General features: G+C 41.1%; 16 protein-coding genes. 14 read left to right on the top strand and 2 right to left on the bottom strand.

Annotated elements, in window-relative coordinates; all coding sequences use genetic code 11:
• Position 1: 1 nt before the first annotated feature.
• The 5 genes from BSHG_RS04085 (at position 2) to BSHG_RS04105 (ending at position 6,907) form a co-directional block, all read left to right on the top strand.
• A complete protein-coding gene (locus BSHG_RS04085; RefSeq protein ID WP_008660915.1) occupies positions 2 to 3,763 on the top strand; it encodes a right-handed parallel beta-helix repeat-containing protein in 3,762 nt (1,253 codons plus the stop codon).
• A 384-nt stretch (positions 3,764 to 4,147) separates the two neighbouring features.
• Complete coding sequence (locus BSHG_RS04090) at positions 4,148 to 4,954, top strand: helix-turn-helix domain-containing protein (protein WP_008660913.1); 807 nt, start codon at positions 4,148 to 4,150, stop codon at positions 4,952 to 4,954.
• Between the two features lie 105 nt (positions 4,955 to 5,059).
• Complete coding sequence (locus BSHG_RS04095; protein ID WP_005798628.1) at positions 5,060 to 5,425, top strand: VOC family protein; 366 nt, start codon at positions 5,060 to 5,062, stop codon at positions 5,423 to 5,425.
• 42 nt (positions 5,426 to 5,467) lie between these two features.
• Complete coding sequence (locus BSHG_RS04100; protein ID WP_008660910.1) at positions 5,468 to 6,289, top strand: helix-turn-helix domain-containing protein; 822 nt, start codon at positions 5,468 to 5,470, stop codon at positions 6,287 to 6,289.
• 210 nt (positions 6,290 to 6,499) lie between these two features.
• On the top strand, positions 6,500 to 6,907 hold the full coding sequence (locus tag BSHG_RS04105) for a pyridoxamine 5'-phosphate oxidase family protein (RefSeq protein WP_005788828.1): 408 nt from the start codon (positions 6,500 to 6,502) through the stop codon (positions 6,905 to 6,907).
• A gap of 615 nt (positions 6,908 to 7,522) precedes the next feature.
• Here BSHG_RS04105 and BSHG_RS23160 read toward each other — a convergent pair.
• Positions 7,523 to 7,729 carry a P-loop NTPase fold protein gene (locus BSHG_RS23160; protein WP_032575952.1) on the bottom strand — a complete coding sequence of 69 codons (207 nt, stop codon included), beginning with the start codon at positions 7,727 to 7,729 and terminating at the stop codon, positions 7,523 to 7,525.
• 130 nt (positions 7,730 to 7,859) lie between these two features.
• Here BSHG_RS23160 and BSHG_RS04110 point away from each other — a divergent pair, with 130 nt between their 5' ends.
• The 6 genes from BSHG_RS04110 to BSHG_RS04130 all read left to right on the top strand — a co-directional run bounded on the left by BSHG_RS04110 (position 7,860) and on the right by BSHG_RS04130 (position 13,287).
• On the top strand, positions 7,860 to 9,935 hold the full coding sequence (locus tag BSHG_RS04110) for a DUF262 and DUF1524 domain-containing protein (protein WP_005798625.1): 2,076 nt from the start codon (positions 7,860 to 7,862) through the stop codon (positions 9,933 to 9,935).
• 736 nt (positions 9,936 to 10,671) lie between these two features.
• On the top strand, positions 10,672 to 11,241 hold the full coding sequence (locus BSHG_RS04115; protein WP_008660906.1) for a Crp/Fnr family transcriptional regulator: 570 nt from the start codon (positions 10,672 to 10,674) through the stop codon (positions 11,239 to 11,241).
• A 77-nt stretch (positions 11,242 to 11,318) separates the two neighbouring features.
• Complete coding sequence (locus BSHG_RS04120) at positions 11,319 to 12,200, top strand: hypothetical protein (protein ID WP_008660905.1); 882 nt, start codon at positions 11,319 to 11,321, stop codon at positions 12,198 to 12,200.
• A gap of 17 nt (positions 12,201 to 12,217) precedes the next feature.
• Positions 12,218 to 12,457: a hypothetical protein gene (locus BSHG_RS23595; protein ID WP_008660903.1), complete on the top strand. Its 240-nt coding sequence runs from the start codon at positions 12,218 to 12,220 to the stop codon at positions 12,455 to 12,457.
• Positions 12,450 to 12,830: an RteC domain-containing protein gene (locus BSHG_RS04125; RefSeq protein ID WP_008660901.1), complete on the top strand. Its 381-nt coding sequence runs from the start codon at positions 12,450 to 12,452 to the stop codon at positions 12,828 to 12,830. The genes BSHG_RS23595 and BSHG_RS04125 overlap by 8 nt, the downstream gene beginning before the upstream one ends.
• A gap of 130 nt (positions 12,831 to 12,960) precedes the next feature.
• Positions 12,961 to 13,287: a helix-turn-helix domain-containing protein gene (locus BSHG_RS04130; RefSeq protein ID WP_008660899.1), complete on the top strand. Its 327-nt coding sequence runs from the start codon at positions 12,961 to 12,963 to the stop codon at positions 13,285 to 13,287.
• 65 nt (positions 13,288 to 13,352) lie between these two features.
• On the opposite strand, the gene mobA is transcribed toward BSHG_RS04130, so the two are convergent.
• Positions 13,353 to 13,802 carry a conjugal transfer protein MobA gene (gene mobA / locus BSHG_RS04135; protein ID WP_008660897.1) on the bottom strand — a complete coding sequence of 150 codons (450 nt, stop codon included), beginning with the start codon at positions 13,800 to 13,802 and terminating at the stop codon, positions 13,353 to 13,355.
• A 475-nt stretch (positions 13,803 to 14,277) separates the two neighbouring features.
• Here mobA and BSHG_RS04145 point away from each other — a divergent pair, with 475 nt between their 5' ends.
• Genes BSHG_RS04145 through BSHG_RS04155 form a run of 3 tightly spaced genes read left to right on the top strand, consistent with a single transcriptional unit; the run spans position 14,278 to position 15,171 of the window.
• The gene (locus BSHG_RS04145; protein WP_008660894.1) at positions 14,278 to 14,580 is read left to right on the top strand and encodes a DUF3408 domain-containing protein; all 303 of its coding nucleotides are present in this window, start codon (positions 14,278 to 14,280) and stop codon (positions 14,578 to 14,580) included.
• A complete protein-coding gene (locus BSHG_RS04150) occupies positions 14,577 to 14,870 on the top strand; it encodes a helix-turn-helix domain-containing protein (protein ID WP_008660893.1) in 294 nt (97 codons plus the stop codon). Before BSHG_RS04145 ends, BSHG_RS04150 begins: the two co-directional genes overlap by 4 nt.
• Before the next feature lie 10 nt (positions 14,871 to 14,880).
• Positions 14,881 to 15,171, top strand: coding sequence for a DUF3876 domain-containing protein (locus BSHG_RS04155; protein WP_008660891.1), 291 nt, complete (start codon positions 14,881 to 14,883; stop codon positions 15,169 to 15,171).
• Positions 15,172 to 15,195: the final 24 nt, after the last annotated feature.

Here is a 15,195-nt window from a genome sequence, read left to right as displayed (position 1 = left end):
CATGAATAAGATAGTAAGCTTTTTGTTTATATGTCTGCTTCTGGCGGATCTGCATGCACAGAATACAATTAAAATAATAGATAAAGATAAAACAAGTACACCTGTGAGTCCTTATTTATGGGGTAGTTTCTTTGAAATGGGGTTTGGCAGAAGCGACTTGTTGTGGGGTGAACTTCTCTTTAACCGCAGTTTCGAGAATACGAAACCTGTAAGTGAGTCAAACTCTTGGTACACGTGTTACCGGGGGGATGTAAAAGAAGCCAAGTGGTGGCATTCCGGCTATGAAGAGCCAAAGTGGTATCTGCTTGCTGATGGAAGGAAAGAAGAGAAGTTACCTCTTATTTTCAATAATTATTGGCCATCGGCTCATGGAAAGTATTTTTTGCAGATTGATAATCGTAAAAAGCAAACTCCAACTCTATTAGTTCAGGAACGCATTTATATTGAAAAGGGAAAAGGATATACAGTTTCAGGCCTTTTCTCCTCCGGTGGTTACCTAAGCGAAGAGAAATACTCAAAGGAGAGTGTCCCGGTAACTATTGCCATTTATAAAGAAGGGGATTTCCATACTCCGTTGTCAAAGACTGAACTGGCTGTGAATACAAACCAATTTATCTTATACAGTTCTTCATTAGATGCGACGGAGTATGAAGGCTGGTGTACTTATACTGTAGAAGTACCTGCAGGCGGTTGTGTAGGGATAGATCTGCTGTCATTGATGGCAGATGATGTAATAAAAGGTTGGAAACGTGAGTCGGTTGAACGTATTAAGAATGAACTTCGTCCCAGGACCATGCGAATGCCGGGCGGATGTTTCACTTCGCTTTATGACTGGCGTTCGGGAATTGGTCCACGTGAAGAAAGACCGGTCAGCTATGATACTTGGTGGGGATGTGAATTGCTGAACGATGTAGGTACGTTCGAATTGGTGGATCTGTGTGAGGCAGTGGGGGCGGAACCCTTTTTTTGTGTACCTGTTATGTTCAATAATGAATACAGTGCTGCAGACTGGGTTGATTTCTGTAATAATCCTACCAATGCACAACGTATTGCCTATGGTCGTACCCAACCGTTGAATGTGAAATATTGGGAATTAGAGAATGAACCTTACCGTCGGTTCGATGCCGTCACGTATGCCAATCGTTGTGTAGATTTTGCAAAGGCGATGAAAGCAAAAGATCCTTCAATCAAAATAGCGGTGGGTAATTATTGGTTGTTTAATAAGAAGTTTAAGGAAATGTTGGAGATTGTCGGACCTTATGTGGATTTAATTACAAACAGGGGAGGAACTCCGGAAGAGATGCGTGCTGATATCGTAATTTTAGATGCATATAACAAGGCGCATGGTACAGACATCAAATTATGCCATACGGAGTTTCGTGCTCCGGTAACCCGAAATGAAGGAAATACCGACGGATTGAATCAGAAGGACACAGGTGGGGAAGAAACTCTCTTTAATGCTTCCATCCGTTGGGGATTTGCCATGAATATGGTGGAGCAATACATTGCCTATCAGAATATGGGTGGGAGTTTCTTTACTGCCAATTATACAAACCTGTCCGATGGTTGGGGAGAATGTCTGATAAATACTCCTAAAGAAGGTACTTATCTGAATGCTCCGGGCGTGGCTTTCGCTCTCTTGAATTCATTGGATATAGCGTATCCTCAAATAATAGAGCAGGAAAAGGAGAATCAGGATATTGTGATTCAGGCTGCATGGAATAAGAGACGGGACAAATTGACATTGGTCGTACTGAATTTTAGTCAGAATACTCAATCTTGTAAAATAGATTTTAGCCAGATAAAGAAATCTTTCCGTGTGAGGAAAGGTATGAAGATTGCTCCACAGTCGGATTTGAGCTTTAATACATTACAACATCCGGAAGAGGTGAAGGTAGAGTCGTTTGTTCCCTCAACGGGTAAAATGATGAAACTCGGGTTGCCCGGCAACTCTTTGATAGTGGTCGAATTGCAGGCGGAACGGAGTCATGGCATACATGTGAACGCTTCGACAGGAAACGATGCATCAATCGGTAGTTTAGCCTATCCTTTGAAGACGATACAAGCTGCTGCCGATATGGCTGAGCCGGGAGATACGGTTATTGTACATGAAGGTATCTATCGTGAAAGGGTTTCTCCTTCACGGGGTGGAGAGTCGGAAGAAAAACCGATTGTCTTTATGGCGGCCAAAGGGGAGAATGTGGAGATAAAAGGTTCGGAAGTAATGAAAGGTTGGAAGAAGGTTAATGATACGACTTGGGAAGTCGGAATACCGAATAAATTTTTCGGTGGGTTCAATCCATATGCTGAAACTTTACATGGTGATTGGTTTGAGAGAGGCAAGTGGTGTCATACGGGAGAGATATATCTGAATGATATAGCCCTGATGGAGAATCCGTCATTGAGCAATGTTTTGCAGAATAAAGGCGATAGTTTGTTGTGGTTTTGCAAAGTAGAGCAAGACACTACTCGCCTGTACGCTAATTTTGGCGATAAGAATCCTAATCAGGAACTGGTTGAAATCAATGTAAGGCAATCTGTCTTTTATCCGGAAAGACCTTATGTGAATTATATTGTGGTTAACGGATTTAAGCTGAGTCAGGCTGCTACCCCCTGGGCACCTCCTACAGCAGAACAGATTGGCTTGTTGGGGACTCACTGGAGTAAAGGATGGGTTATTGAAAACAATACAATCACCCATTCCAAGTGTGTGGGGATTACTTTAGGTAAGTATGGAGACGAATGGGATAATAAATCAGAATCAGAAGAAGGGTATGTCAATTGTGTGAAGCGTGCACTTCGGCACAATTGGAACAGAGAACATATCGGAGGGCATCTGGTACGTAACAACACTGTGGCTTATTGTGGACAAGCCGGTATTGCAGGTAGCTTGGGCGCTATTTTCAGTAAGATAAAGAATAATACCGTGCATGATATTAGTACACAGAACTTGTTCTGGGGATATGAAATGGCGGGAATTAAGATACATGCTGCTGTAGATGTGGAGATCTCAGGCAATCATATTTATCGTGTAGAGGGTGGTATTTGGCTCGATTGGATGGCACAAGGTGCAAGAGTGACAAGAAATCTTTTGCATGACAACAGGGTCGTGGAAGTTTCATTTGAGGTGAACCATGGACCTATTTTAGTTGACAATAATCTGTTCCTGTCCCCAGAACTCGCCCAAATCAAACTGTCACAAGGCATGGCTTTCGTTCATAATTTGATTGTTTGGAAAGTTTGGAAACTGAATAATGTAGATCCACGTAAAACACCTTATCTTGCACCTCATGGGACGGAGATTATGGGATATCACGATTGTCCTTGTGGAAATGTCTCTTATTTCAACAATATCTTTACCAGGGCCGAAATGACAGAGTATGATGATTGTGTATTGCCGGTACAGATGGAAAAAAACTGTTATTGGGGAGAAGCGGTATCTTCAGGCTTGGATAAAAATGCTACTGTTAACTCCGGTTTCGATGCAGATATTCAAGTGATAGAAAAAACGGATGGATGGTATCTGCAAATAAATGTTCCTGAAAACTGGAAGGATGAAAAACTCCGTGACAAGGTTAGTACGAAAGACTTAGGTCGTGCTTCCATACCTGATCAATCTTTTAATAAAGAAAATGGAACAGTGATAGATTTAATAGAAGATTATTGGGGACAGAACAGAAAAGGACAAAAGAAGTATTACCCCGGACCGATAGATTTTACGACTAATGGGGGAAAAGTGATGTTGAAGGTGTATGACAAATAATGGATGAAAATATTCTATTTCCAAAGTTAAATTGCTTATGCTTAGTACTTATCAAGTAAACAAACTTGTGTGTAAGTATGCTATTAGAGGGACTCTCCATAATATTGTGTAAATAGAAAACTACGGGATTCTTCTCGTAGTTTTTTTATTCATTTTATCAATAGGGTTACTGTATTGTTATAATCTGTAAGTCGAAATAGGCTTATCCTTTTGCTCTCACTTAATATTGTTATATATCAGGGTACAATTCATACGTGCATCCATTCTCTTTCTGACAGCCGTTTTCGGTAACCCGATTTTCCTTTGTCTCTTTTTTCCTATCCCTTCTTTTTCCCGTCCCTTATCTTTGCCGGGATGATCCAAAAAACAATATATTTGTAGTCTATGCAATCATTCAGAGTCATAAAGCCCACAGCGGCACTCGTTCCTTATGTCCGGCATTACTGGGTGTTGAGCGACGATGCGCTTGCACCGGTATCCGAACGGACGCTGCCCGTGGGGTGCGTCCAAATGGTCTTTCACCGGGGGCGCCAACTGTTTTCGCTGACCGAAGGCCGGTTGCAACCCTCTTCTTTCATCAGCGGGCAGGCGTTCGGCTATTCCGATGTCGAGTCTACGGGGATGCTGGAGATGATCGTAGTCGTTTTTCAGCCTTTTGCCGCAAAAGCTTTTCTCCATATGCCTGTCAGCGAGTTTCGTGGGATGAATGTAAATACCGAAGAGATGGGCGATCCTCTGTTGGTTGATCTGGGCAGGCGGATAGCCGATATGCCGGATCGGGTAGCGTGTATCCGTCTGATAGAAGAGTTTCTGTTAAGCCGTCTCTATGCTTTTCCCGAATATAACCTGAAGCGTGTTTCGACCGTTTTGGAGGCGGTGAACCTCCATCCGCACATCCGTACGGCACAACTGGCAGACGTAGCCTGCCTGAGCAATAAGCAGTTTGGGCGGGTGTTTGCGGAGTATGTAGGCGCTACTCCCAAGGAGTTTCTGCGCATTGTGCGGATACAGCGGGCGTTGTATACTCTACAATGCCAGCCGGGCATTTCGTTTGCGCAACTGGCCTACGAATGTGGTTTCTTCGACCAATCGCACATGATTAAGGAGTTCAAATTCTTTTCGGGATATACTCCGGCGGAATATCTGGCTGTTTGCGCTCCTTATTCCGATTATTTCTTTGTGGAGGAATGATGTCTGTTTTCTACTATCCGGGGCGGATGCTTTGCCCTACTTTTGCGGTGTGCTTGGGAGACGTGACTTCCGGCATACAGTATTCATCTTATTAATATAAAGAATATGGAAAAGTTTATTGCGTTTTTTGAGATTCCGGCGGCAGATTTCCACCGGGCGGTAGGATTTTATGAAACAGTGTTGGACATCAAATTGGCGGTCTCGGAGTATGAAGAGGAGAAGATGGCCTGCTTCATGGAGCAGGGCGAAGCGGTGGGAGCGGTGTCGTGGGCACCCGATTTTCTGCCTTCTGAGCGGGGAACGCTGATTCATTTCTATTGCGAAGAGATCGGCAAGTCGCTGGAACGTGTCCTGCAGAAAGGTGGGAGAGTCATTACCCCCGAGACGGAGATTGACGCTGAAGGCAGGGGACATTTCGCTGTTTTTGCCGATAGCGAAGGCAACCATATCGGTTTGTATTCGGATAAATAGCAGGTGTGAGTGATTCTCACTATATTTGCCCGAAATTGAAGTATGTATAGAGAATATCAACCTTGTGGACTACTGGCTCCTTACGTCGATAAAATTTGGGAGTTCAAAGGAAGTCCTGAGTATGGGATGCGCATCAATGTCCTGCCGGACGGGTGTACCGATTTGATTTTCGCTTTGGGCGGGATAACACAACCCGTAGGCAACGAAGGGCGGATCATGCCGTCTTGCCGTTCGTTTTTCGTGGGACCGATGAAACGCTATTCGGAGTTGGTCGCGTATACCGAAACGGTTCACATGGTTGGTATTCGTTTTCATCCTTGCGGATTATTCCGATTCATGGACTTGCCCCTGCAGGAGTTGGGCGGCCAGCGAATCAGTAGTGCCGACTTAGGGATCAAGTTGTTCGATGATTCGTTTACGGAACGACTCTACGAGCTTCCGGATTTGCGGAGTAGGATTCAGTGTATTGAGACAGTACTGGTGCGGTCGATGCACAAGCACGATGTAGTGGACAAACAGATTGTTTTTGCGGTAAACCACATTCATTTGTACCACGGTCAGCGGGAGATCCGTTTGCTGGCAGAAGATACCTGTTTGTGTCAACGGCATCTGGAACGGCGGTTCAAGCTGTTTACCGGATTTACCCCTAAAGAATACAGTCGGATTGTGAAGTTCAGGCAGGCGATCGATCTGCTGAAAAATACGACGGAGGCAAATAACCTGCTCTCGGTAGCGGTGAATGCCGGATATTACGATGTTTCGCACTTCTTGAAAGAGGTCAAGACGCTGTCCGGCGGTACGGCAGAATCATTCCTTTCTCCGACCTTGCCGCAAGAGGGGCTGCTGACGTATATTGAGAAATAAAATACCGGTTGGGTGATAAAGGAAATCGCCTTTAGAAAAGCGTTTCGGATTTGGTTTCGGGTACAGGCATTGTATCGCGAGTGTAAAATAAACTATGTCTGTAAGAAATTTAGTCTGTTTCTTATTCTGTAAAAAGTCGTTTTTTTACAACGCCGGGGTAGGTGGGCAAGCTTATATTTGCAGGGATTATCAATCTCAATATAATATACAATGAAATCATTAAACGAAAGAGCAGCAGATTTGCTGCAAGGTTGTGAAACGGTAATACTCAGTTCGGTCAATCAAGAGGGATATCCCCGTCCTGTCCCTTTGAGTAAGATTGCTTCGGAAGGTATTTCTGAGATTTGGATGGCAACCGGGGAACATTCTGTGAAAACGAAAGATTTCCGGAGCAACCCGAAAGCGGGTCTTTGTTTCTACGAACAAGGGAATAGCGTTGCCCTGACCGGTGAAATAGAGGTAGTGACAGATGCCGGACTCAAACAGAAGTATTGGCAAGACTGGTTTATCGCCCATTTCCCAAAGGGACCGACTGATCCGGAATACGTTTTACTGAAGTTCCGTTCTGAGCATGCCACGTTCTGGATCGACGGACAATTCGTCCATCGGAACATTTAACCCATTACCCTGTATTCTGCTTCTTTTATGGTAAATCTTTTAGCTTCTGAGAGGTAGGTACAAAAAAACGGTACTTCGATTCACATCGCAGCACCGTCACAACACAAACACAAAATAAAACACGACAAAACTACTATGCAATCTTACCTGTCTATGCCGGGGAGGCATACGGTGCGACTATTATGGATATTCCCATAGGCATAAAGCGCTTCAGGCCGATTTGCATAATTATAAACGCAGAAGAAATCATTTTGTTCAGGAGTGAGCAAAAAAAATGTATTTTTTTCGAGTTATATGTATTTCCCCAAGTCTATGGCCGGCTCTCAATAGGCTATAACCGTATCGGGCACATTCAATAGAATCGCGTAGTCTGTTCGGTTCGTATGGATATCTTTTAGTAAAGTGATGGAATATATTTCAACCGTATTTCCCTGTGTTTCCTCTTTTTGCCTGATCACAAAAGATACATCCTTAGTTTTACTGGCCAGTACTAACAATTCGATTAAGTGACGTAAATATTTGATGCTGATCCAGATATCCTCTCGATGTATCTTAATTATACTGATTGATTAGTAAATTTTTTGTTATTAAATATCGGTAATAGAATATTCTGAGTTAAGAATCGATCGATTGGATGATTTTCTTCTCAGAGTATCGGTCAATATCGTCTACGAACAAGAATATTCTTAAGTCCTTCGTGCACCTGTCCCATGTTTTAATCAGAGTTTTAAGTTCCTTTTTTAATTTTGTAGTTTTATCATGGAAACTAACTTTCTTTTTAAATTGTGGATAATCATTAAGCTCTGTCTCTATTATGTTCAATCAAAGGTAGTGAGAAATATTATTGGTCAATGAACGGATAAAAAACAGGAAACTATTGATAATTTTCTTATTTTATTCTCTTATAATCGGGAAAAAGAATACTTTTGTTATCATAAAATAAGCATAATCTATGAAAGCATCTTCCAATAATCTTTTAAGCATCATAAAGGGACCACGACAGTTTGTGATTCCCATTTATCAGCGTACATACAGTTGGCAACTGGTTCAATGCAATCAATTGTTGAATGATATTTTGCGTATTAGCAACGATTCTGCCGTCCAGGGGCACTTTATCGGTTCTATCGTTTATTTTCAGGAGAGCATACATACAGTGTCCGATGTGCCTAAACTTCTGGTTATTGATGGACAGCAGCGCTTGACCACTGTCTCTTTGCTGATAGCGGCTATTGCCGATTTTATAAAAGAGAATGCAGTAGAGATAGATACCAGCTTCACTAAACTTCAGAACTATTATCTGATCAACCCGGAAGAAGATAATGAATTGCGGTATAAACTTCTGCTGACCCGGAGAGATAAAGATACCTATATAAATTTATTGAAGGGGATTCCTCGGTCCGAGGGGATGTCACAACGCATCATTGAAAACTATGACTTCTTTAAAAGTAAGATAAACAAGGAGAATGTGGTAGCTATTTATAGCGGGGTACAGCGACTGTTTGTTGTGGATGTGGCTCTTGAAAAGGAGAAGGACAATCCACAATTGATATTTGAAAGTATGAACAGTACGGGACTTGATTTATCACAAGCCGACTTGATTCGCAATTACGTGCTGATGGGACAAGAAGTTCACTTGCAGACCTCACTTTATGAATCTTATTGGTACCCTATGGAACAAGGATATGGTAGTGAATATGCGGCGCTGTTTAATAGCTTCATGCGCGATTACTTATCAGTGAAGACAGGTACCATTCCTCGTATCGATATGGTGTACGATGCTTTCAAGGCCTATGTGATAGGGGGAAAAGCTCCCGATACTATCAGCGAAGTAGTCAAAGACATTTATACTTATTCCGGATATTACGTCAACATGGTTCTTCACAAAGAGCCGGATAAGCTGCTTTGCGGGGCTTTCAAACGCATCAGCCAGTTGAGGGTTGACGTTAGTTACCCGTTTTTATTACCGTTGTACAACGATTATGTCAACGAAGTTATCAGCAGGGACGAGTTCTACGAAGCTCTTTGTCTGGTTGAGAACTATGTGTTCAGACGTGCCATTTGCGGCATACCGACAAATAGCTTGAATAAGACGTTCGCTACTCTCTATAAGTCATTCGATAAAGCGAATTATATGGATGGTCTGAAAGCTGCATTCCTATTGCTGGATAGTTATAAGCGCTTTCCGAACGATACGGAGTTCACTACTTTCCTACAAACCAAAGATGTTTATAATTTCCGTAACAGGAACTACCTTTTAAATCGGTTGGAAAATTTTCAGCGTAAGGAGATGGTGAATATTTCTGATTATACCATCGAACATGTCATGCCTCAAAATCCTAATCTATCACACGAATGGCAAGAGATGTTAGGGGAAGGTTGGGTAGAAGTCCAGGGTAAATATTTACACACACTTGGTAATCTGACTCTGACAGGTTATAATTCGGAATTGAGTGATCGTCCGTTCCAAGAAAAGAAGAGTATGGAGGGAGGTTTCGACGATTCTCCTATTCGCCTCAATTCATATCTGAGGAGAATCAGTTCGTGGAATGAAGAGCAAATACTTGTGCGTGCGGGGCAATTGGCTGAGAAAGCTAAAGAAATATGGAGGTTTCCGTTATTATCGCCGGAGACACTTGAAGTTTATAGATCTGCGGAGAGAGATCCTGCAGAGTATACGTTGGAGCACTATGAATATCTGAAGGGAGACATACTTACTCTGTTTCAGGCCTTGCGCAGAAGGATAATGAATATAGATCCTTCCGTAAAGGAGGAACTCAAGAAGTTGTACATTGCCTTTAAAGCTTATACTAACTTTGTGGATGTCGTGCCTCAGAAATCCCGGTTGCGCCTTTCTCTAAATGTAGCATTTGCAGATATACTTGATCCAAAAGGTTTGTGCAAAGATGTATCCAACTTGGGACGATGGGGCAATGGCGATGTAGAAGTCGGTATTTCGAATATGAATGAATTGGATGATATCATGGAGTTGATTCAACAAGCGTTTGATAAGCAAATGGAAGCGAACTGATTGTTTTTGTGCGTGATGTAGTCTGCTATGAATAACTTTTGTTCGGCATGTATTTAAATATGCTGGGCAAAAGTTATTTTTTTTATTTCTGGATAGGTGGTTTGCTTTTGTGACAGTCGTGTCGGTTTTGAATGCAATAAAGAAGGCTTTAGTGCTTTTAGAAGGTCTAACCAAAAAAGAAACTGCAAACGTATTCATAACATTTAATTTAATTGTTAGTAAATCAAACGTTCTTATGAATTCAAATTTGAAGCTGAATATTATGTGTCGGAGACACGAAAAGTAAAGGTATAATATTTAAAAAGTAACCAATATATAACATCCATCAGTTCAGGTGGTTAGAATACATGAATGTTACGCATGGAGTGGTCGCACGGGTTACTAATAGTTAGTCGCACATTATGCACACTATTTTTAAAAGTGTAGCAAAGGTAAGAACATAAAAAAAGCACTAATATATTGAATATCAGTGCTAAATATTTGTTCTTAATTCTCCTTTGCGGTGCGTACGGAAGATGAACTTTTCTACTATTCTTCACGTACTCAATATCTTAGCAAGCTCTTTTATTCTTTCTCCCACTGATAACCCCACGTGTGCAATTCGCTTAATTGCTTGGTGTTGCGGTGGTTGTTTGAGTTGGTGCAAATATAACGCTTTTATGAGAATAAATGAAAGCGTAAAGGACTATTATTTCCCCAATATTTGTATTTTTGTTCTGAAACTGAATATTTTAGTATGGATAAGTTTAATGTAGAGAAAGAAATATTAGATACCTCTGAATTAGAAAGACTTTTTCTAAGAGAGGGCATATTTACAACAATAAAAAGAAATGAGTATTTGATTCGTCAGAATGAAATGACAAATCAAATAGGCTTTGTTGTATCTGGCATTTTCCGTTTATCAAGAATAGACGTTAATGGCAATGAGTGGATAATTGGATATAGTTTTAAAAATGATTTTGTTTGTGACTACCCTTCTTTTATAAACAAAATGGGAGCTACCGTGAATATACAAGCATCAACCGATTGCGAGGTGTATCTTCTTTCTTTGAACCGACTAAATCAATTTTGGGAAACTGATATGAACACTCAACGTTTGGGCAGACGGATTGCAGAAACGATGTTTGCAGAAATATATCAGAGATTGTTAGGTTTCTATTGCGACACTCCTGAACAACGCTATCAAGCCTTGATGAAACGCTGTCCTGATTTACAAGGAAAATTATCTTTAAAGGAAATAGCCCACTTCTTGGGAATAACGCCCGAAACTCTTAGCCGAATACGAAAAAAGATACTATTAAAATAAAGGTCTTGACTTTGGTCAAGGCTTTTTTGTTTTATATGCCCTAATATTGCTGCCACAATTTTTTTAATAAATATAGTATGAGCACCTATAAACATTTTGGCAATCAACCTGATGTCTTAAAACATTTGGTCTTATGTGAAATTCTTCAGAATGAAAATCCCTCGACCTATATAGAAACTAATTCTGCATGTGCCATTTATCAAATGGAACATACTCCTGAACAGCAATATGGCATTTATCATTTCTTGGAACGGGCAAATGATGAAAACGGGCTGAAAGATTCTATGTATTATAAGTTGGAAAAATCAGAAATGCTGAAAGGGAATTATTTAGGTTCACCGGGGTTAGCAATGAATGTTCTAAAAGGAGTAAACGATTTCATCTTTTTTGATATAGAAAAAAGTGCTTTGGATAACGTATCATCCTATGCCGGACAAATAAAAATTCATTCAGATGTACGGCTTCTTAACATGGACTCTTTAAACGGAATGATTGATTTATTGCCTACTCTTCCTAAATCTACTTTTATTCATATAGACCCATACGAAATAGACAAGAAAGGAGCATCGGACTTAACCTATCTTGATATTTTTGTAAAAGCAACCCAATCGGGAATGAAATGCTTACTTTGGTATGGCTTTATGACCAACCAAGACAAAGGACATATAAATCAATATGTAATTAGAAGTTTGCAACAAGAAAATATCAAAAACTACACTTGTGTGGAGCTTATAATGAAATCAATTAAAGAAAATACCGTTTCATGTAATCCCGGTGTTTTGGGAAGTGGAATTTTAGCAGCAAATTTATCACAGAAATCCCATAATATGATTTTTGATTATAGTCGCAAACTTGTAGAACTTTACAAAAATGCCAAATATAACGGCTATGACGGTAGTTTATATAAAGATATTGTAAAAAATGTAAGTAGAAGAAACTCTTTCAAATTTAGATTATAATCTTAAATAGATTGGTTATGACTCAATTATCCCAACAGAGATTTTTCCGATTATTATCGGAATACTCGCAGCACAAAGTTTCTGCCTCTGAACTTGTAGAAGCTATTGAAGAATTGGCTATTCACTTAGCCAATTTTAGTACCAATGAACAGAATTATAGTGTTTTGCTTCGCTATTTTTCTTTTGGACTGCACAGACTTAAATCATACCGTATGCGGTTTGAGCAAGAAAAAAATACCCTATCTGTACTTGATTGATGAAGCAATAGAACTAATCAAGACAGAAGTGCGTATTGTGAACTTGCGTATCAAATACCCTGAACAATTCCAGCAACACGCAAATAGCCTATATCTTTCCCCTCTCCATTTGGCAGACAAAACAAGCCTTATCAATATCATGGAAATTGTTGACGGTTTATTCCTTTCTCAACGGATAATATATCAAAATGGCACTTCTGTTCATTTGACAGACTTAGGCAAAGCCTTTGAATGGCTTTTTAATATCAAATTAGGAGATTATCACCAAAAGTATATGGATGTCATCAAACGGAAACCTGCCAAATTAACGGAGTTTCTTAATGAGTTGGCAAACCTTATCCGAAAAGAACACATAAATAAAGGGTATAGATAATCAATCACTTAGCACCAATTTATACGGGGTAGCGTATGCTACCCTACAATTCTTTTACTCCCATTTTCCGAACTTTGCTTCATCAACCGGTTGGTAATCATTTATGTATAACCTGAAAAATGAAGCGAATATGTATATAGAAAACTATGAGTTTAGAGAGTGGATGCAAAAACTGCTCGACAAGTTGGACGAAGTGGGCAAAGGTGTGAGGTCTTTGCAGAACAACCCCGAAGTAATGCCGGGTGACAAGCTGCTGGACAATCAGGATTTGTGCCTGCTGTTCAGGGTCAGCACCCGTACACTGCAAAGATTGAGAGCCAAGAAAAAGCTCCCTTTCATGATGATTAGCGGCAAAGCCTATTATCGGGCTTCCGATGTCAGGGAGTTCATCAGGGAGCGGTTCGATGTGGGCACGCTCCGAAAGTTCGAGAAGGAGCACGGAGATAATAAGCAGTAAGGAAGTTATTCCGAAATTGCGGCACGTGGGCAGTTTCGGGATATTTCTTTTTTGGCAGGTTCCCGTCATTCATCCGCCGATATTATACCCTCTCTCTGATAGGATTGCTCAAACCGCTTGCAGAGCAGGACTATCATTTCATTGGTCTTTATCAGTTCAACGGTGCATTGTTCCAGTCTGTAAAGCAGCGCAAGTGCTTTCCTTTCCGAAAAATTGGAATGTAGTTCTTTCACCGCCTGATTGTAATTGTTGGCTATCTTCCTGAACTGGGAATAGAATTGTGTCAGCTGGATATAATAGTCCACCTTACTTTTGTCCCTTACCACAACCTTGAATGATTTGCCGAAAATACAATTCTTGATGAAATGTGCCTTTACCGTATACCCCGACCTGTCAAAGAACGACAGGAACTTGGCGTTCTCCACATCGTCCAGATTAAACGAATAGCGGTGCACTTTTGGGTTTAACAAGGGCTTTCGCCCTCCCTTGTTGAAGCGTTTCTTTTTCTGTTCCATAAGCTGATATTTTTACAAGGTTCTCGACTTCGGAGAGAAACCGCCCACCTGCAAAGGTGCAAGGTCTTCAGGCACTCAGAAGCATCTGAGGACCTGAAAACACAACTTGCTGCTTTCGTTTGAAAGCAAGAATCCTCGTTCCCTCGGATTGCCGAAGCAAGCAGTCAGGCTTCTTTCCCCGTCCGTTTATCCGCTGCAAAATTACAGACAACCGTTTGCTGCTGAAATACGGTCTGCCGTGACAATCCATGACAAGGGAAGACAAAACAACCGCTTTTTATAAAGCGTCTGTTTTTACCATTTTCTTTGTTGCGGATTGATTGAAATAAGGCAATACACAAGACAATCAAACAAGATGTAAATATGTCTTTATGTCTTGTTTGAAAGCTGTCCAAAGATATAGCCATCTGTACGGATGTCTTTTTTCTTTCAATAGGAATGAAGAATTATCTATCAACCTTTAAAAAGTGAATATATGGAAGAAGTAAAACAACAACCCTTGCAAGGAATGGGAAGCAGGGAACGGGACGGTTATAAATCATTGTTCCTCAAAAAACGGACGGTCTGCACCCGTCAAAGTGTGTATGTCAGTGGAGAGATACACGGATGTATTGCCCGAATGGTGGGTGTCATTGCGGGCAAGCGGATAAGCATCGGCAACTTTATAGACAATGTATTGGAACATCACCTGAACAGCTATAAAGAAGTCATTTCCTCCCTCTATCGGGAAGAAGCCGACAAAGGTATCATCAACCCGCCAAAAGGAAATCAGGCATGAAAGTAGTGGCTGTCGAAGAACAGACCTTTCAACTGGTGTGCAGGCGTTTCTCCACCTTTGCCAGTCAGGTGAAAAGTATCTGTATGGAAAGTTCCCGAAAATCGGAAGAATGGCTTTCCAGCCGTGAAGTGTGTGCGCTGCTCGGTATCAGCCTGCGAAGTTTGCAGAATTACCGGGATAGCGGGAAACTGGGCTATTCCCAAATAGGGAACAAGATGTACTATAAGGCTACCGATATTGAAAGATTGGTTGCAGTATATACCGAAAACAAGAAGTCAAACCATAAATAAGTATTGTCCTATGAAAAAAGAAACAGAAACAAATTGTTCTTTCAGGCTGTCGGCTATTTCAGGCACATGGGAAAGCCTGAATCTTCATCCTGCCATTATGATATATCCAAGCAGACGGAAATATCTTCTTTCCATGCTCCGTGTCTCGGATAACGGGCAAGCCAGACCAGCCACCTACGAGATACAGAAAGAGAAGAACCGCTATTTCATTGTAGAGGGCTTCAAGCGGCTCTATATCGGTTATGACAAAGTGAAAGATATACTTTCCATTTCTTATTATGGCAGCTATTTACGTGACTGATATGTTCCAAACTACCGATAAAAC

It is taken from the genome of Bacteroides sp. 3_2_5, assembly GCF_000159855.2.
Classification (GTDB): Bacteria; Bacteroidota; Bacteroidia; order Bacteroidales; family Bacteroidaceae; genus Bacteroides; species Bacteroides fragilis.
This window is presented reverse-complemented; position numbering and strand designations above follow the sequence as displayed.

Coding starts and splice junctions, on each gene's coding strand:
- BSHG_RS04105 (WP_005788828.1), top strand. CDS start 6,500: ATGAAATCATTAAACGAAAGAGCAGCAGATTTGCTGCAAGGTTGTGAA.
- mobA (WP_008660897.1), bottom strand. CDS start 13,802: ATGGAACAGAAAAAGAAACGCTTCAACAAGGGAGGGCGAAAGCCCTTG.
- BSHG_RS04145 (WP_008660894.1), top strand. CDS start 14,278: ATGGAAGAAGTAAAACAACAACCCTTGCAAGGAATGGGAAGCAGGGAA.
- BSHG_RS04095 (WP_005798628.1), top strand. CDS start 5,060: ATGGAAAAGTTTATTGCGTTTTTTGAGATTCCGGCGGCAGATTTCCAC.
- BSHG_RS04120 (WP_008660905.1), top strand. CDS start 11,319: ATGAGCACCTATAAACATTTTGGCAATCAACCTGATGTCTTAAAACAT.
- BSHG_RS04110 (WP_005798625.1), top strand. CDS start 7,860: ATGAAAGCATCTTCCAATAATCTTTTAAGCATCATAAAGGGACCACGA.
- BSHG_RS04115 (WP_008660906.1), top strand. CDS start 10,672: ATGGATAAGTTTAATGTAGAGAAAGAAATATTAGATACCTCTGAATTA.
- BSHG_RS04090 (WP_008660913.1), top strand. CDS start 4,148: ATGCAATCATTCAGAGTCATAAAGCCCACAGCGGCACTCGTTCCTTAT.
- BSHG_RS04100 (WP_008660910.1), top strand. CDS start 5,468: ATGTATAGAGAATATCAACCTTGTGGACTACTGGCTCCTTACGTCGAT.
- BSHG_RS04130 (WP_008660899.1), top strand. CDS start 12,961: ATGTATATAGAAAACTATGAGTTTAGAGAGTGGATGCAAAAACTGCTC.
- BSHG_RS04085 (WP_008660915.1), top strand. CDS start 2: ATGAATAAGATAGTAAGCTTTTTGTTTATATGTCTGCTTCTGGCGGAT.
- BSHG_RS04155 (WP_008660891.1), top strand. CDS start 14,881: ATGAAAAAAGAAACAGAAACAAATTGTTCTTTCAGGCTGTCGGCTATT.
- BSHG_RS04150 (WP_008660893.1), top strand. CDS start 14,577: ATGAAAGTAGTGGCTGTCGAAGAACAGACCTTTCAACTGGTGTGCAGG.
- BSHG_RS23595 (WP_008660903.1), top strand. CDS start 12,218: ATGACTCAATTATCCCAACAGAGATTTTTCCGATTATTATCGGAATAC.